This window comes from Neobacillus oceani, assembly GCF_046237595.1.
GTDB lineage: Bacteria > Bacillota > Bacilli > Bacillales > Cytobacillaceae > Bacillus_D > Bacillus_D oceani.
Window position 1 is genome coordinate 753,813 of record NZ_CP143543.1, and the last position, 16,690, is coordinate 770,502.

The 16,690-nt window shown below is 47.2% G+C and carries 22 protein-coding genes; 13 read left to right on the forward strand and 9 right to left on the reverse strand.

Annotated features, from left to right (window positions below):
- The first annotated feature begins 1 nt into the window (after window position 1).
- The 3 genes from V1499_RS03635 (at window position 2) to V1499_RS03645 (ending at window position 1,629) form a co-directional block, all read left to right on the forward strand.
- The gene (locus V1499_RS03635; RefSeq protein WP_409273894.1) at window positions 2-691 is read left to right on the forward strand and encodes a GNAT family N-acetyltransferase; all 690 of its coding nucleotides are present in this window, start codon (window positions 2-4) and stop codon (window positions 689-691) included.
- Entirely contained in the window at window positions 681-1,355 is a 675-nt protein-coding gene (locus tag V1499_RS03640; RefSeq protein ID WP_409273895.1) for a GNAT family N-acetyltransferase, read from the forward strand. The genes V1499_RS03635 and V1499_RS03640 overlap by 11 nt, the downstream gene beginning before the upstream one ends.
- A 109-nt stretch (window positions 1,356-1,464) precedes the next feature.
- Entirely contained in the window at window positions 1,465-1,629 is a 165-nt protein-coding gene (locus V1499_RS03645; RefSeq protein WP_409273896.1) for a hypothetical protein, read from the forward strand.
- 43 nt (window positions 1,630-1,672) lie between these two features.
- On the opposite strand, the gene V1499_RS03650 is transcribed toward V1499_RS03645, so the two are convergent.
- Window positions 1,673-2,770 carry a M20 family metallopeptidase gene (locus V1499_RS03650; protein ID WP_409273897.1) on the reverse strand — a complete coding sequence of 366 codons (1,098 nt, stop codon included), beginning with the start codon at window positions 2,768-2,770 and terminating at the stop codon, window positions 1,673-1,675.
- Window positions 2,771-3,287: 517 nt separating this feature from the next.
- On the opposite strand from V1499_RS03650, the gene V1499_RS03655 reads away from it, so the two are divergent.
- Window positions 3,288-3,779: a DoxX family membrane protein gene (locus tag V1499_RS03655; protein ID WP_409273898.1), complete on the forward strand. Its 492-nt coding sequence runs from the start codon at window positions 3,288-3,290 to the stop codon at window positions 3,777-3,779.
- 100 nt (window positions 3,780-3,879) lie between these two features.
- Here the strand turns inward: V1499_RS03655 and V1499_RS03660 are convergent, their stop codons facing one another.
- The 3 genes from V1499_RS03660 to V1499_RS03670 form a co-directional block, all read right to left on the reverse strand.
- Complete coding sequence (locus V1499_RS03660; RefSeq protein WP_409273900.1) at window positions 3,880-4,068, reverse strand: YfhD family protein; 189 nt, start codon at window positions 4,066-4,068, stop codon at window positions 3,880-3,882.
- A gap of 137 nt (window positions 4,069-4,205) precedes the next feature.
- Window positions 4,206-4,334, reverse strand: coding sequence for a YfhE family protein (locus V1499_RS03665; RefSeq protein WP_409273902.1), 129 nt, complete (start codon window positions 4,332-4,334; stop codon window positions 4,206-4,208).
- A 67-nt stretch (window positions 4,335-4,401) separates the two neighbouring features.
- The gene (locus V1499_RS03670) at window positions 4,402-5,304 is read right to left on the reverse strand and encodes a TIGR01777 family oxidoreductase (protein ID WP_409273904.1); all 903 of its coding nucleotides are present in this window, start codon (window positions 5,302-5,304) and stop codon (window positions 4,402-4,404) included.
- Window positions 5,305-5,405: 101 nt separating this feature from the next.
- Here V1499_RS03670 and recX point away from each other — a divergent pair, with 101 nt between their 5' ends.
- Window positions 5,406-6,215: a recombination regulator RecX gene (recX, locus tag V1499_RS03675; protein ID WP_409273906.1), complete on the forward strand. Its 810-nt coding sequence runs from the start codon at window positions 5,406-5,408 to the stop codon at window positions 6,213-6,215.
- A gap of 11 nt (window positions 6,216-6,226) precedes the next feature.
- Here the strand turns inward: recX and V1499_RS03680 are convergent, their stop codons facing one another.
- On the reverse strand, window positions 6,227-6,901 hold the full coding sequence (locus V1499_RS03680) for an SDR family NAD(P)-dependent oxidoreductase (RefSeq protein WP_409273907.1): 675 nt from the start codon (window positions 6,899-6,901) through the stop codon (window positions 6,227-6,229).
- Window positions 6,902-6,996: 95 nt separating this feature from the next.
- Between V1499_RS03680 and V1499_RS03685 the strand changes: the two genes are divergently transcribed.
- Window positions 6,997-7,320, forward strand: coding sequence for a YfhH family protein (locus tag V1499_RS03685; protein ID WP_409273909.1), 324 nt, complete (start codon window positions 6,997-6,999; stop codon window positions 7,318-7,320).
- A 54-nt stretch (window positions 7,321-7,374) separates the two neighbouring features.
- Here V1499_RS03685 and V1499_RS03690 read toward each other — a convergent pair whose 3' ends face one another.
- Entirely contained in the window at window positions 7,375-7,548 is a 174-nt protein-coding gene (locus V1499_RS03690; protein WP_115452862.1) for a small, acid-soluble spore protein K, read from the reverse strand.
- Window positions 7,549-7,665: 117 nt separating this feature from the next.
- Here V1499_RS03690 and V1499_RS03695 point away from each other — a divergent pair, with 117 nt between their 5' ends.
- A complete protein-coding gene (locus tag V1499_RS03695) occupies window positions 7,666-7,935 on the forward strand; it encodes a YfhJ family protein (RefSeq protein WP_316570310.1) in 270 nt (89 codons plus the stop codon).
- A gap of 49 nt (window positions 7,936-7,984) precedes the next feature.
- Here the strand turns inward: V1499_RS03695 and V1499_RS03700 are convergent, their stop codons facing one another.
- Entirely contained in the window at window positions 7,985-8,965 is a 981-nt protein-coding gene (locus tag V1499_RS03700) for a metal-dependent hydrolase (RefSeq protein WP_409273911.1), read from the reverse strand.
- 168 nt (window positions 8,966-9,133) lie between these two features.
- Here V1499_RS03700 and mutY point away from each other — a divergent pair, with 168 nt between their 5' ends.
- Entirely contained in the window at window positions 9,134-10,240 is a 1,107-nt protein-coding gene (gene mutY / locus V1499_RS03705) for an A/G-specific adenine glycosylase (RefSeq protein ID WP_409273912.1), read from the forward strand.
- 58 nt (window positions 10,241-10,298) lie between these two features.
- Here the strand turns inward: mutY and V1499_RS03710 are convergent, their stop codons facing one another.
- Window positions 10,299-10,523 (reverse strand): hypothetical protein, encoded by a 225-nt coding sequence (locus V1499_RS03710; RefSeq protein ID WP_409273914.1) that lies wholly within the window; start codon window positions 10,521-10,523, stop codon window positions 10,299-10,301.
- Window positions 10,524-10,635: 112 nt separating this feature from the next.
- Here V1499_RS03710 and fabL point away from each other — a divergent pair, with 112 nt between their 5' ends.
- The 5 genes from fabL (at window position 10,636) to V1499_RS03735 (ending at window position 14,784) form a co-directional block, all read left to right on the forward strand.
- The gene (gene fabL, locus V1499_RS03715; protein WP_316570316.1) at window positions 10,636-11,385 is read left to right on the forward strand and encodes an enoyl-[acyl-carrier-protein] reductase FabL; all 750 of its coding nucleotides are present in this window, start codon (window positions 10,636-10,638) and stop codon (window positions 11,383-11,385) included.
- A 138-nt stretch (window positions 11,386-11,523) separates the two neighbouring features.
- Entirely contained in the window at window positions 11,524-11,790 is a 267-nt protein-coding gene (locus tag V1499_RS03720; protein ID WP_409273918.1) for a gamma-type small acid-soluble spore protein, read from the forward strand.
- 213 nt (window positions 11,791-12,003) lie between these two features.
- Window positions 12,004-12,252: a YgaB family protein gene (locus V1499_RS03725; RefSeq protein WP_409276219.1), complete on the forward strand. Its 249-nt coding sequence runs from the start codon at window positions 12,004-12,006 to the stop codon at window positions 12,250-12,252.
- Between the two features lie 178 nt (window positions 12,253-12,430).
- Entirely contained in the window at window positions 12,431-12,961 is a 531-nt protein-coding gene (locus V1499_RS03730; protein WP_409273920.1) for a DUF402 domain-containing protein, read from the forward strand.
- A 62-nt stretch (window positions 12,962-13,023) separates the two neighbouring features.
- Entirely contained in the window at window positions 13,024-14,784 is a 1,761-nt protein-coding gene (locus V1499_RS03735) for an ABC transporter ATP-binding protein (protein ID WP_409273922.1), read from the forward strand.
- A gap of 525 nt (window positions 14,785-15,309) precedes the next feature.
- Here the strand turns inward: V1499_RS03735 and V1499_RS03740 are convergent.
- Window positions 15,310-16,392 (reverse strand): FUSC family protein, encoded by a 1,083-nt coding sequence (locus tag V1499_RS03740; RefSeq protein ID WP_409273923.1) that lies wholly within the window; start codon window positions 16,390-16,392, stop codon window positions 15,310-15,312.
- Window positions 16,393-16,690: the final 298 nt, after the last annotated feature.

Here is a 16,690-nt window from a genome sequence, read left to right on the forward strand (position 1 = left end):
AATGTACAAAAGCGAGTTTTTTGTATACGAGCAGGGGAAGCCATATTCCGTTTGCATCAGGAATTATACGAAGGATGACTTTGACGGGTTAATTGAAATCCAGTCCGAATGCTTCCCTCCGCCATTCCCCGAGGACCTTTGGTGGAACAAGGAGCAGTTGGCAAACCATGTGGAGCTGTTCCCAGAGGGGGCGCTTTGCGTGTTGGTTGATGGAAACCTGGCCGGTTCGCTTACCGGGCTCAGAGTCAACTTTGATCCAGCCCATCCGGACCATACGTGGGAAGACGTAACGGATAACGGATATATCCGTAATCACCTGCCAGACGGAAACTCGCTTTATATAGTAGACATCAGTGTCAGGCCAAAGAACCGAAAGCTTGGACTTGGAAAATTGATGATGCAGGCCATGTACCATGTTGTTATTGAACAAGGAATCGACAGGCTCGTCGGTGGGGGCAGGATGCCGGGCTACCATAAGGTTGCTTCATCGATGACTCCAGAACAGTACCTTGAAAAGGTGATGTCGGGAGAACTGAAGGACCCAGTCATAACCTTCCTTCTGCGTTGCGGGCGGGTGCCGGTTGCTGTCGTAAAAGATTACCTTGAAGACGAGGAATCTGGCAATTATGCAGTCATCATGGAATGGAAAAACCCATTTAAAAACGAAGGAGTACCTGGAAATGGAATTTAAGCGCATTACAAGCATCGAAGACCCGAATTTTAGAAAACTGCACAATCTCATGGGGGAAATTTTCCCTCCGGAGGAAGTACTTGAATACGACCTTTGGAAAGAACCGCTTGAAGACCCGGGCATCCGTGTGTTTGTCGCTGTGGACGGAGATGAAGTCATTGGCGCGACTGAATACCGTTATTATGAAAATTGGAACATCGCCATGACTGATTTCACGATTATCGGCCAGCCTGGAAAAGGCATCGGCCGCTTCCTAGCTGTAAATCGTATGAACGACCTGAAGGAGCTTGCCGAAAAAAACGGAAAGGAACAGCTGCACGGCATGTTTGCTGAAATCTATGACCCTTACCGTGTTGAGGAATACGAGTTTGGCGGGGTTAAGGTAATGGACCCGTATGTAAGACGCGAAGTACTTTCCCATCTCGGCTACAAGCGCCTTGACCTTGAGTACGTACACCCATCATGGGAGAACAATGGGGAAGCCGTCTCCGGTCTCGACCTAGGCTTCATGCCGGGCGATGAAAGCCAGGATACTGTCGAAGCCTCGCTTGTAGTAGATTTCCTGACAACCTATTACTCCGTCCTGTCCAACAAGCCAAAGGAATGGTTGGACATGATTGAATCACTCCGGTCAAAAGAAACCATCGCCCTCCTGCCATTGTAAGCATTAACGTAACGCGCCGCCCTCTAAAGTTGATGGGCGGCGCGTTTTTTTGTGTTTTGATACCGTGGCCCTTATATTAACTGGATTCAGTTAACATAAGGGCCATCCAATGGGCTGTAAATCCCTGTTAGGCAGAATTAATCTCTTTTTTGGCATTAATAATGCTTCGTTTGGCATTATTAATGCCAAATTCGGCGTTATTATTGCTGATTTCGGCGTTATTGCGGCTCCATTCGGCATTATTATAAGCCCATTCGGCATTATTACGCCCTGATTCGGCATTAATGCCAAAGGTTCACTAATGATAAGCTACCATTTTAACCGCGTTCTTTCTTAGTCAATCCCTTAAACTCCGCCAATCTGCCGGAAGAAGCCAGTTCAACAAGGATATTCCGAAAAGCCAGCACCGAGTCAATTTCCACGTATTCCTCATCGCCGTGCCAATTGCCGCCGGCGGGGCCAAATTCAATGGCAGGTATTCCGTATTTTGCAAAAAAGACAGTATCCGCGCTTCCATGCTGGCCAAAATAATTGGCTTCCCGCCCGGTGTGCCGCGGAACGATTTCGCCAAGCAGTTGCAGGAAAGGGTGGCTGCGCTCTGTATTGACGGGATTCGAAAACATCCCAGGAATAAGCTGTACGCCTTCAATTCCGCTTATTTGGCGAAGGATTTCATCTTTGTCCTGGCCTGGGAGGTAGCGGATATCAAAGCCCATCATGCATTGGTCTGGCACAACATTGTAGGCCCCGCCGGCATTAATTTTAGCCAAATTGATCGACGGTTTTTCGTAATAATCGCTGCTTTCGCATGCGAATGGAAGCCTAAGAATTTCACGATAAATTCCGTATGCCTTCTCAATCGCGTTAATCCCTTCCCATGGGCGGCTCCCATGCGCCGCTTCTCCTGTTACCCGCAAATCAGTACGCAGAACGCCCTTTGCCTGGTTGGCGATGCCCAGCCCCGTCGGCTCTCCACAAATCGCGAAATCCCCTCTATAGCCTTTTTCGACTAAAAAGCCTGTGCAATTGAATCCGCCAATTTCCTCATCGGAAACAATTTGCAGCTGGACCTTAATTCCGAGTTCCCTGCCATTTAATTCGGAAAGCGCGGACATCATCGCCGCGACCCCGGCCTTCATATCGGCCGAGCCTCTGCCGTAAAGCTTTCCGTCCCGCTCATAAGGGAGGAACTGGCCCGCTTTTGCGGCTACCACATCGACATGGCCATTCAGGACGAGAGTAAAGTCGCCGCTCCCGATTTCAGAAACAAGCATTGTGTAGCCATTATTTTCGAAAAAAGAAACCGGAAGCCCGTTTTCTTGGAGCCAGTCACCGCAAAACCGTACTGCTTCATTTGCCCCTTCAACCGAACTACTGTTAATGGAAATCAAATCGTTAAGTAATTTTAGTACCAAACAAGCCATCTCCATTCAACATTCTATTAAAAATCTATCTCTACAAGTTTAAGGTAACCCGAGAGAATGTAGAGAAGAAAGTATCAATTCCCGTACTCGTCCATATTTAAACGTTATTTTGGGGACACATTCAGTTATTCACTAGGATGTCCACAGAAAGATTGTTATTTTAACAATCATCCACAGACTTATCCACTTTATCCACAGAAAAACCCCCAAATGTTATACACAAACTTCGATTTCCACATACCTTTATTTTGTTATACCCACAAAATTTATCCACAATATCCCCTATATCCACAGTCGTTCACATTTTAGTCAAATACTCACTATAAACATAGTGAAATCTATAAAAATATATTGATAGTTTTTATACAAGGGAGTATAGTAAGGGTGTAGAAAGTAAGTGAAAACATTCACAAACTTAAACATTAAACATCAGAACTTATTCTAAATAAACTTTTTTCGTTAAGTATGTGAATAATTTCACAAAAAACAAAAACAGGAGTTGGTTAAAATGAAAAAATGGTATCAAACACCACAAGTAGCAGTAATTTGGACAATCGCAAGGGTTTGGTTGGGCCTTCAATGGTTACAAGCAGGCTGGGGCAAGATAACAGGAGGTTTTGATGCAGGCGGATTCCTACAAGGCGCTATTGCAAAAGCTGGCGGAGATCATCCAGCCGTCCAAGGCTGGTATGCCAATTTCCTACAAAATGTAGCAGCTCCAAATATTGATCTCTTTAATGTCCTGATTCCTTGGGGTGAAACACTGGTTGGCCTGGGACTGATCTTGGGAGCAGCAACAATTCCGGCTCTGATAGCAGCTGCGTTCATGAACCTGAACTTCTTGCTTGCAGGAACAACAAGCACAAACCCAATCCTTTACACAGTGGCAGTTGTCCTCTTGTTCGCTGGCAGCGGCGCAACCTACTGGGGCGTTGACCGTTTCGCGGTACCTTATCTAAAAGCTGCAATCAATAAAAAGGCTGTCGCAAATAAAGCGTAACTATAAAAAAGGAGCAGGGCCGCCCTGCTTCTTTTTTCATCTGTTTTTGGGAAAACGAGCATTTGCCAACCTAACCAGGCGAATGCTCGTTTTTTATTGATTATTTCCGCCTGCTTTTCACCCTTTGGTCGGCGGCTTTTGACCTGGCCATTGCCTCTAGGTCGTCGTGGTCGGCAAGGTCCCGGTCAAATTCGACGTCTCGCCCATCGGTAATTTTCAGGTTCTTTGGAGTTTGTGGCAGGGAAGCTGTGTTCTTGTCACGATTCCTGTGTCCGCGTGAACGGGCCATCACGAAAAACCCCTTTCGGAAATAAATTGCGGAGTAACCCGCAGTATTATCGTTTCCGCCACAGCCTCAGCCATAAGTGGGAAATTTTTCAGAAAGCCGCCTTGCTAACCTTCCCTGGAAAAACTGCAATCCTCGCCTTACCGCTTCCTCAGTTTCGGCCCTTCAAAGCCCGCCGCCCTGTCCGCCGCTTTAAATTCCCGTTGATAAAGGACTTCCTGTGTGGCCGTCAACGTAAGCCTCGCCTTATCCTTTTTGCGTTTTTCCATATTTGATCCCTTCCTTCAAGAAAAGTATGCTGCTATTCCAATCCTTTCCTTAACGAGGGGGAATGATTCAACTTTTGTATATATTTTTAAGTGCGGGTTCCAACTCCGGAAAACGGAAGTTAAAACCCATATCATGCAACTTTTCCGGCAAAACCCTTTGGCCTTCCAGGACGAGCGTACTCATTTCACCAAGCAAAAGCTTCAAAGCGAAACCGGGAACCGGCAGCCAGTGTGGGCGCCCGAGCACTTTCCCAACCGTCTTTCCAAACTCCTTCATTGGAACAGGTTCAGGTGCGGTAAAATTAACCGGACCGCTAACGCCTTCATTTTCAATGGCAAAAAGAATCCCGGAAACGGCATCATCAAGATGGATCCATGACACCCATTGCCGGCCCGAGCCAACCGTGCCGCCTCCGAACATTTTGTAGGGGAGGGCAATCCTTGGCAACGCGCCCTCTTTGCCATCAAGGATGATTCCAAACCTGCACAGGACGGTCCGGATGCCAAAATGTGCCGCTTGTAGGCTCGCATCTTCCCAGCGTTTGACCACATCCGCGAGAAAGTCGTTCCCCGAAGGGCTTACTTCTGTAAACGTTTTATCATCGGAAGTTCCGTAAAACCCGACCGCGCTAGCGGCAATATGGACTTTCGGCTTTTCTTCCATGGCGGCCATGATTCGGACGGCTTCGTTTGCCGCTGCAAGCCTGCTCATCAAAAGCCGTTCCTTACGTTCAGTGGTCCAGCGTCCGCTGTTCAGCGACTCGCCGGCAAAGTTGATAAAGACATCTATCCCCACAAGTTCATGTTCAGGACGGCTGCCCTCGGAGAGCCATTGTACATATGTTAGCCCGGTCCTGCCGCTTTCCTTTTTCTTTCTTGTTAAAATAAACACCTCATGTCCCTTCTCGAGCAACGTATCCGCAAAGGCGCCGCCCAAAAAGCCGCTGCCCCCGGCAATCGTGATTTTCATCCCAATTCCTCCCCTCTGAAAACCTGGTTAATTCTATTTTAGCTTCTTCCTATATGAAAGGCACTCTTGGTGTGTGGTACAGTGAAGAAGAGGTGAGGAAAATGGCAATCATTACGAAAATCACCACCCAGAAGCGTGATACAGGAAGATACAATATTTATATCGATTTCGGCAAAGGGGAAGAATTCGCCTTCAGTGCCGATGAAGCCGTTATTATTAAATTTAAATTGAGAAAAGGTATGGAGCTTGATGAGTTCGCGCTGGCGGAGGTCGGATACCATGATGAAATCCGCAAAGCGTATAACAATGCAATCAACTACCTGTCCCATAAAATGAGGACTGAAAAAGAAGTTCGCAAGCATCTGAAGGAAAAAAAACTTGAAGAAGCGGCCATTAACGAAGTCATCCACAGGTTGCTTGAACAAGGGTACTTGAATGACGCCGAATACGCCGATGCGTATGTAAGGACGCAAATCAGCACGACCGATAAAGGGGCTTATGTTGTCCGGATGGAGCTGAAGGAAAGAGGGATCGCCGACCCGCTCATTGAGGAAGCGCTAAAGCAATACACCCCTGAAGAACAGTTTGAAAAAGCAAAGTCGCTTGCCGAAAAATATGCCCGCAAGTACTCCGGGGAATCAGAGCGGATTCTCAAGCAAAAGCTAGATGCGATGCTTCGCCGGAAGGGTTACCACACTGACGCAATCCAATTCGCCTTGGACGAGGGCGATTTTGGCAGGGATGAGGAAGACGAACTCGAAGCAATCCGTCTGCAGGGCGAAAAGGCCCATCGAAAGCATGCCAATCTGACAGGCTACGCTTATGAGAGGAAAATGAAAGAAACCCTTTTCCGTAAAGGGTTTCCAATTGAACTGATTGAACGCTATCTAGAAGCGCGCGGTGAAGATTGATATCCCGCGCGCTATTTTTGCCGTTCAATGATGATTTCCTTTTCTCCCAAGCCTTCAACAATCCGCCGGGCTACATCAAGCGGAAGCATGAATTTTGAGGAATCAGCCACATGCTCGCTCCCTTCCCAAAAAGGCGTATCCATGCCGCCCATATAGGCTGCGGTGAACTTGATCCCGCTTCCTTCATACTCTTTTTGAAGGCTCTCGGTAAAGCCCCGCACCGCGAACTTGCTTGCTGCATACACGGATTCATTTGCTTTGCCGCGGAGGCCTGCGGTTGAAATGATATTCACCACGTAGCAGGATTCCGCCTGTTGGAGATAAGGCAGGACTGCTTTTGTCATATAAATGGTGCCGAGTGCGTTCACCTGGAACAGTTCGAAAATTTGTGCGTTGTCCATTTTTCTAAAAGGCCCGAAATGCCCGACTCCCGCGTTGTTGACGAGGCCACGGACGTTTTTGCCCTCGAGTGCCCGTTCAAGCTTTTCCTGCAGGCTTTCCGGATTGGCTACATCAAGTTGCAAGGCAGCGGCGGATCCGCCGGAAGCCTTGATTTCTTCTTTTACGAGGAGAAGCTTGTCCAACGTCCTTCCCGCTAACAAAACATCCCATCCTTCTTTAGCTAAAAGCAGGGCGATTTCCCGGCCGAGCCCCGACCCGGCGCCTGTTACAATAAAAGAATCCATTTTGTCATCCTCCCATTCCAATAAGCACTATCCTTTTAAAACTCCCTATAATTTACTATACTGAAGCTATAATAACAATGAAGGTGGCTTTATGGATGGAACAGGAAAAACGGTACAGCGCCATGACCGAGTATGAATTGAGGCGTGAGATTGCCACTCTCAATGAAAAGGCGAGGAAGGCTGAACAAATGGGGATGGTGAACGAATATGCCGTCCTTGAACGTAAGGCTGTGATGGCGAAAGCATATTTGCTTGACCCGAAAACATTCAAGCCTGGGGAAATTTACGAAATTGATGGCGATCCTGGTTCTTATTTTAAAATTGATTACCTGAATGGTGTTTTTGCGTGGGGATACCGCCTAGGGGGGACGGGACAGGAAGAGGCGCTGCCGATCTCGATGCTGATTCAAAAAGGCTGAAGCCAGGCACCTGGTGATGCCTGGTTTCGGCCGGGATGTGGGCCGGACGAAAATCTAATAAGATCTTATTTGGTCCGGGTCTCTTTGCGAAGAGGCTTTCATTCGTTCCTGGGGATGGGTATTGATCGTGCCGTCCGCCCTTTTTGAAGCATATTCTGCTTTAGCGCGCGGCTCGCCTTCAAACTTGTTATCATTTCCGTACGGGAAGCCCTTTGCCTTGTTTCTCATTGCTCCTGCCTCCATCCGTCACGTTTTTGCCGCAGAGCGGATTGTTCCGCGGTATAAATAGTATTTGTTCATTTTTTATCAATATGTAGCTGTATTTACTGCCAGGGGGTGAAAAGGATGAACGACTACCATGAAAGGCTGACGAAGGTTTTGCTCGATAAAAATGACCATCTGTCCTATGGCCAGGCACGCACTTGGGTTGAGCTTCTTTGGGAGGATTTTGAAACCACATATGCGAAGGCGGGCAGGGAGTACATGGGCAGTGAAATCACTGAAAAAGTGGTCCGCCAGTGGATTGAGAATTACGGTGGAAGCCTCCATGAATTTGCCGCGCAGAATCCGAAATATGCTCATTATTTGAAGCAGGATAAGAATAAATTGCATTAACAAGAAAACGGCAGCCCGCTGATGATGGCTGCCGTTATGTTTTGCTAGTTCAGCTCGGAAGAATGGTCAGTTTCTTCCGTAGTTTTTCCTCGCTGAAGATCCATCCTGTATAGGAATTGATTATATTCAGGTCCGGATCGAGGTGCGCGACGGCGACGAATGGGTAATGGCCGTTGCTCCGGTAGCGCAGGTCGATGAACCTGACCTCGTAGTAATCGTCAAATTCCTTGACCTCCCACCTATAAACCGGGGAAAAGGACAGGAATGCGGAAATATTCGTGTCTTTTTTCGCGGCGATGATGACTGGCGTGTCAGGAACGGGGACACGGTTGAATTTATCGAGTATCCGTACCGTCTTCCCATGAGCCCTGCCGACAAAAAATTCACTTTCGGTCATAACAGCTACCTTCCAGTGGTGGAACTTCATCGTCGGCGCGACGACAATCTGAGTTGCGTCTGGGACAATCTGTTTGACTGCGTTCACAACTTCGCGCTTAGCGGAAAACCTCAGGAAATAATAAAAAATGAGGATTCCGTACACGACGAGGAATGTATAGCCAGGAGGAGCACCCATAATCCACACGACCAATCCGGCGACATGGATGCCGAATATGAATGGGTCGAATGTATTGATTACGCCTAGCGCCACCCATTTGCACGAAAACGGCCTTAGTGCCTGAGTTCCATAGGCATTGAAAATATCGACAAAAACGTGCAGGAAAACGGCAATTTGGGTCCATAGCCACAGATGGAGAAGATTCGCATCCGGGTTAAAGAAAAAGATGATTCCTGTGATTAAAAGCGGCCACAGGAAAACGGCCGGAACGGAATGGGTGATTCCCCGGTGGTTCCGTATATATACCGCGTTGCTCCTTAGCTTTAAAACGGTATCTATATCTGGGATTTGTGATCCGATAATTGTCCCAATCATGACGGCGCTGGCTGTTGCTGTATGTGGTGCAACCGCCGGATCAAGAGTGGCCAAGCCTCCCAGGGCAAGCCCCATAACGACATGTGTGCCAGTATCCAAGGTGCCGGTTCCTCCTTTTTCAGGATCGTTTTTCCTGTTAAAAATCCTTGCCAATGGCCAATCCGTATTTTACGTTAGTATATGGCGGCAAGTTTGCCCCAGTTGAAATAATACTATTATATTCCCACTTTACCTTGTTTTTTAACATAGGGGAGGATAAAACTCAAGATGAATCGTTTGGAAAATATTGAAAACATACATATAAAGCAGTTCCAGGAAGACCTGATTTCCTGGTTTCGGGCTGAGCAAAGAAACCTTCCATGGCGGGAAGACAAAGATCCATACAAAGTGTGGGTTTCGGAAATCATGCTGCAGCAGACTCGGGTCGACACAGTCATCCCTTATTTCCAGAGGTTTTTGGCACAATTCCCGACGATTGAAGCACTGGCCGATGCGGAAGAGGATAAAGTTTTAAAAGCATGGGAAGGGCTTGGCTATTATTCAAGGGCGAGGAATCTCCAGGCGGCTGTCCGGGAAGTGAAGGAAAAATACAATGGCGTCATCCCTGACTCTCCAAAGGAGATCGCCACTCTGAAAGGGGTCGGCCCTTACACCGCGGGAGCGATTTTAAGTATTGCATATGGAATTCCGGAGCCTGCTGTCGATGGAAACGTCATGAGGGTATTGTCGCGTATTTTGCTCATCCGTGAGGATATTGCGAAGCCGTCCGCGCGCCGGATTTTTGAAGAAGCGGTCAGGAAATTGATTTCCCATGAGTCGCCTTCCGACTTTAACCAGGCGCTGATGGAGCTTGGCGCGCTCATTTGTACCCCAACTTCGCCGTCATGCCTGCTTTGCCCAGTCAGGGAGCATTGCCAGGCTTTTCATGAAGGAGAGCAAAATACCCTTCCCATCAAGGCGAAAAAGAAAAAGCCAAAACAGGTCCGCCTTGCAGCCGCGGTTGCCGTGGATGGAAAAGGAAGGATCTTAATCAGGAAACGCCCGGCGGAAGGGCTTCTGGCGAATTTGTGGGAGCTTCCTTCCGTAGAGGTCCATCATCCGATTGGGAACGCCCGCGAGGAACTGAAGCGTTTTTATAAAGAGGCCTTTGAGGTGGAAATAATGGCTGGCGAGGCCCTTGGCCAGGTTCAGCACGTTTTTTCCCATCTTGTTTGGGACGTCACCGTCTATGTGGCGCGTCTGGAAGGCCCTGTCGTGGAGAATGAAAGCCTTCGCCTCGTCTCGCTGGAAGGGCTCGTGGAATTTGCCCTTCCGGTTCCGCATCAAAAAATGCTGGCGCTTTATACAGCGATGAGTGATGAGTTCAAGCTTTAATGTGGCTTAAATAAAAATACAGCCGGAAAACCGGCCGGATAGAGTTAGGATTCCATCATTAATCATAGAATACTTTTGTTCCGTGGGTATAATCGGCTTCCCCCCGATTCAGGCCGCCGCGCCTTTCAATTTCTTCAACGATTTCCCGATGGATGGTCACGCCTTCTTCATTTAGATAAGGAACTACTTGCTGAAGCGAATGATGGAAAAATGCAAGCTCGCTGTCTTCCCATTCGCTTTTCGGCTTCATAGTCAGTTCGGTCATATCCCGTCCGACATACATGGCGAATCTCCTTTCTAGCGGATCATTCATGGTTAGTGTTTGGATTCAATTGTCTTCTATACCCGTAAACGCTAAAATAAAAACAAATCAACCAGGAAAGGGATTACATAACATGACTCAAAAAGTTGCACTTGTTACAGGAAGCAGCAGGGGGATCGGCAAGGCTGCCGCAATCCGGCTTGCGAAAGAAGGCTACGATATTGCAATCAATTACGCGCGCAGCAAAAGCGCCGCGCTTGAAACAGCCGCCGAAATCGAGGCACTTGGCCGAAAAGCGGTCATCATCCGAGCCAACGTCGGGGATGTTGAAAAAATCCGCTCGATGTTCGCCACGGTTGAAGAAGAATTCGGGCGGCTTGATGTTTTCGTCAATAATGCCGCTTCGGGGGTACTCCGTCCAGTTATGGAACTTGAGGAGTCGCACTGGGACTGGACAATGAACATCAATAGCAAGGCGCTCCTATTTTGCGCCCAGGAAGCTGCGAGGCTTATGGAGAAGAACGGCGGCGGAAAAATCGTCAGCATCAGTTCGATCGGATCCATCCGCTATCTTGAAAATTACACAACGGTAGGAGTTTCGAAAGCCGCCCTTGAGGCGCTTACCCGCTATTTAGCTGTCGAGCTCGCACCGAAAAACATTGCCGTAAATGCTGTTTCCGGCGGAGCGGTCGACACTGAGGCGCTTAAGCACTTCCCGAATAGGGAGGAACTTTTAGAGGAAGCAAGGAAAAAAACGCCAGCGGGCAGGATGGTCGAAATCGATGACCTCGTCGATACGATCATGTTCCTCGTCTCCGAACAGTCAAAAATGATTTGCGGGCAGACCATCATCGTTGACGGCGGGATTTCCCTTCTCGTCTAAAATCGCCACCGCAGAAAGCGTGTGCCCGGAGTGGAAATCAACAATTTAAAATAACTGGGCCTCAAATTTTTACCTGCGAAATATTCAGGATAGAGCCAGCCCTTCATGGACAAATTAATAGTCGTGGAGGTGATTACAATGGCAAAATTCAACCAACAGGCTGGCAAAACTTCTTCCGGAACAAACATCCAGGAAGTAAGGCAGCAAAATGCCCAAGCTGGCCAAGGCCAATTCGGCACTGAATTCGGGAGCGAAACAAACGCTCAAGAAGTAAGGCGCCAAAACCAACAGTCTGCTCAAGGTCAACAAGGTCAATTTGGCACTGAGTTCGGAAGCGAAACAAACGCTCAGGAAGTAAGACGCCAAAACCAGCAAGCTGAAGGCGGTAAAAACCAAAACAGCTAATTGAAATGTAACGATAAGGCGCCCTTAACGGGGTGCCTTTTCCTTTTTCCGATGGGCTGAAAATCATTGCGTTTCTTGGGATAAATCCTCTTTTACCTTCGACAAAACTTCCTGTGAAGCTACAGAACTAGTCAAAGGAGATGGCGAGAATTTCAAGAATACATAGGGGAACAACTAAAGCGGGGCGGTGGTACATTGAAAACGTTTAGCCAAATGGTTTCCGAACAAATGAAAACGATGGAGAAACTCCTATATTTGCAGGCAGAACTTGAACGATGCCAGGAGATAGAAGCCGAGCTTCAAGTGCTGCAAAATGAAACTGAGCTTGAATCGATCCAGAATGAAATCAGGGGGATGAAGGCTGAGCTAAAGGATATTCAAAAAATATTCGAGGAACAAACCGAAGAGGTTATCCGGTCGTATCAGTTGGGGAACAATGATGTGAAAGAGGTATCCGGTTAATGGAAAAAATGAAATTTTTTAAGGGCCATTTTCCTTCCGATAATGGCTCTTTTGTTTTAAAATCGCCATTTAACCGTTATAATAGGAGAAAACAGGAATAGCCTTTTGTTGCCTTTTGTCGTTTTTTTGTTTTATCATAGGTTGCAAAGCGTTCGGGAAATGAAAGTAGGGGAGATTCATGGGTTTACCCATTGAAGGAGATCCAATGCAAATTCACAGCTATAAACATAATGGGCATATCCATCGCATATGGGAAGAAACCACCATTCTGAAAGGAACACAAAACCTTGTGATTGGCGGCAACGACAGGACTGTTGTCACGGAATCCGACGGACGGACATGGCTAACGCGGGAGCCGGCCATTTGCTATTTCCATTCGGAATGCTGGTTCAATGTGATTGGGATGCTCCGTGAAGATGGTGTCCATTATTATTGTAATATCAGTTCTCCGTTCATTTTTGACGGGGAATCTTTGAAGTATATCGATTATGACCTTGATATCAAAGTGTTTCCGGATATGACCTTCAATTTGCTTGATGAGGATGAATATGAGCGCCACCGACGTGAAATGAATTATCCAGATGTCATCGACCAGATCCTGAAGAGGAACGTTGAAAAACTAATCAGATGGATTCGCCAGCGCAAAGGACCGTTCGCGCCTGATTTCATTGATACATGGTATGAACGCTACCTCTCATTGAGGAAATAGGCAGTCATGAGCCCTGTTGATTAAATCAACAGGTTTTTGTTTGAAAAGGGGGAGGGAACAGATTGGGCAGCATCAGGAGGTACCTTCATTATGTTAAACCGTACAAATGGCAAATAATCGGGACGATACTAATCGGAATTATCAAATTTGCCATTCCGCTTATTATCCCCATGCTTATAAAATATGTTGTCGATGATATTGTCGGCGGCACTATGCCAAAAGAGGAAAAGCTGAATAAGCTAATTTGGATCATGGGGATCATGCTTGTCATTTTTGTCGTTTTGCGGCCGCCAGTCGAGTATTATCGGCAGTATTACGCCCAATGGACCTCCAGCAAAATCCTCTATGATATCAGGGACAAATTGTATACCCACATGCAAAAACTCAGCTTTAAATATTACTCAAACACGAAAGCGGGGGAAGTCATTTCCCGCGTCATCAACGATGTTGAGCAGACAAAGGCGTTCGTCATTTCAGGGTTAATGAACCTGTGGCTTGATGTCGCCACAATCCTGATCGCGATTGGCGTTATGTTTACGATGAATGTGAAGCTGACACTCGTGTCGCTCATCCTGTTCCCGCTCTACGCGATTTCGGTAAAGTTTTTTTTCGGGAATTTAAGGAGCCTGACCCGGAACCGTTCACAGGCGCTAGCGGAAGTCCAAAGCTACCTGCATGAACGCGTCCAAGGAATGTCCGTGATTAAAAGTTTCGCAATCGAAGAGCATGAACAGAAGCAATTTGACCGGACAAACAAGAATTTTTTACAAAAAGCGCTTGAACATACGAGCTGGAACGCTAAAGCGTTCGCGGTGGTCAATACGATTACGGACATCGCCCCGCTTATCGTTATCGGCTACTCTGGCTATCTTGTTATTGAAAACCAGCTGACGGTAGGGACTATGATCGCCTTTATCGCCTATATTGACAGGCTTTATAATCCGCTCAGGAGGCTCGTGAATTCATCGACCACGATTACGCAGTCATTCGCTTCCATGGACCGGGTGTTTGAATTCGCCGACGAAAAATACGATATTCTCGATGAACCAAGGGCAATTGACTGCACTTCTGTAAATGGGCATATTTCTTTTGAAAACGTTAGTTTTTCATATGGCGAAAGCGAGGAAATAGTCCTGAAGAATATCAACCTTGAAGCGAACAAAGGCGAAACGATTGCCCTTGTCGGGATGAGCGGAGGAGGAAAGTCTTCGCTCGTCAGCCTGATCCCAAGGTTTTATGATGTAACGGAAGGCCGGATTTTGCTCGATGGAACGGATATCCGGACGTTCAAGGTCCAGACGCTTCGTGATAAAATTGGGGTCGTGTTCCAGGACAATATCCTTTTCAGCGACTCGGTCCGGTCCAATATCCTTCTTGGAAAGCCGGGTGCAACTGACGAGGAAGTAGAAGCGGCGGCACAGGCTGCCAACGCGACGGAATTCATCGCGAATTTGCCGGAAGGGTATGAAACGAAGGTCGGCGAACGGGGAGTCAAGCTTTCCGGCGGCCAGAAGCAGCGAATTGCGATTGCGCGTGTTTTCCTGAAAAATCCGCCAATCCTGATTCTCGATGAAGCGACCTCTGCACTCGACCTCGAGAGCGAGCACCAGATCCAGGAGGCGCTCGAAAAGCTTGCGAAGGACAGAACAACCTTCATCGTCGCACACCGCCTGTCAACAATCACCCATGCCGATAAAATCGTCCTCATTGAACATGGCCGGATTGTAGAAATCGGCACCCATGAGGAATTAATGGAAAAGCAAGGCAGCTACTACCGTCTTTTTCAAGTCCAGCAGCTCGAACAAAAAACCGGAACGGAGTAATTGGCTCCGAACCGGTTTTTTTGTGTGGAAGAGGATTCGTGGGATTCAATGAATTTTTCTGAATTAATGATATTATGGGAATTTACGAAGGATGTTGGGACACCGAACCGTTTTTTTAGGAGATACGAGTCCAAAGCTGCCCGATGTTTGGACAGTAAAGTGAATTTCTAAGGAATGCGTGTCCAAAGAATCCTGGTCTCTGGACAGTAAAGTGAATTTTCCAAGGTTGTGTGTCCAAAGAATCCTGGTCTCTGGACAGCAAAGTGAATTTTCCAAGGTTGTGTGTCCAAAGAATCCTGATCTCTGGACAGTGAAGTGAATTTTCCAAGGTTGTGTGTCCAAAGAATCCTGGTCTCTGGACAGTGAAGTGAATTTTCAAGGGTTGTGTGTCCAAAGAATCCTGATCTCTGGACAGCAAAGTGAACTTTTACGGGTAAGCAAGTCCAAAGCTGCTCAATTCAGAAGACTCATTTTTAAAAAACAAACAAGCACCAGTTTAACCTGGTGCTCGCTTTTGACAAAATACTACTCTAAAACCTGTTCCTCAATCTCGACTTCGTTTTCGCCTCGATGGTAGGACAGGAAGCTTGTGACAAGTGTATCCAGATGCTCCACTTGCTCTCCATAGTCAAGGATGGCGGAGACGATTTGCATGGTATGGTAAAGGTGATTATCTTCTTCTTCCTCGTATTCCTTTTGCCTAGCAATGAAAAGCCGGAACACTTCCCGCTTATCGAGGCACTGCACCGGATTTTCCTCCGCTGCTTCCTGGCGCACTTTCCCGATATATTTCAGCATGATTTGCTCATGGACGGTAATCAGGCAGTCAAGCTGTTCCTGGATAGACTCTTTGTAATGTTCCGGAAGCATATGGTACTCGTTCTCGAAACGATGCAGGCGGTTCAACATCTCCAGCGCTTTTTCCGAAGTGGATAGCATATTCCTGTAGACGACAAGCTTGCGCGCTTTTACCGCGTCCTCCCGCTTGAAATACTTTCGTTCCTCTTTATACATCGAGTATATGCCGTCTGCCTTTGAAAGAGTAGAGCGCAATTTTTCAATTTCATTCTTAAGCAGATTGTGATCGGAGGCGTTCCGGGCTGTCAACCTGATCCAGCGGATAATGTCCCCGGTCGCATCGGATATTTTATGATACAGCCTGTTTTCATACCGGGGCGGAAGGAAAACAAGGTTAACAATAAACGCGGAGAATACGCCAAGCATAATCGTCGAAAACCGGATGGCGGCGAATTCAAGGAACTGATCGCCAGGCGATTCCATAATCGAAATGAGCGTAACAAGCGAAAGGCCAATTGTATTTTCAAGCTTTAGCTTTAAGTTAATTGTAATCACGATAACAACCGCAATGCCGATTACTACGATATGGTTACCAAGAAGTAGTACAAAGGCTGTCGCGATTATCGCTCCGATAAAATTCCCCTGCACCTGTTCAAGGATGGATTGGTAGGACCTATAGATGGTTGGCTGCACCGCGAAAATGGCGGCAATCCCGGCCATTACCGGCGACGGCACATTCAGCAGCTCGCTGAGCAAAAGCGCCAGCATAATGGCGATTCCCGTCTTTAAAATACGAGCACCTAACTTCATTGAAAAAATTCCCTTCAAACGATTCTCTAATACAGCAAGTATAGCCCAAAATAAATAACTGTCCAGCCTTGTGCAAAAAAACGAGATTAATTCTTTCCTTTACTTTTTACTCATTTCCGGCCTGGTTAAACAATTCAGTACTATACAATGAGAAACGGAGCGAAGCAAGTGTATTTTTTGTGAAAAATGACCCGGGTATTCGGCAAGATTAGCAGGGTGTTCGGCAAGATTACCCGGGTGTTCGGCAAGATTACCCAGGTGTTCGGCAAGATTACCCAGGTGTTCGGCAAGATTATCT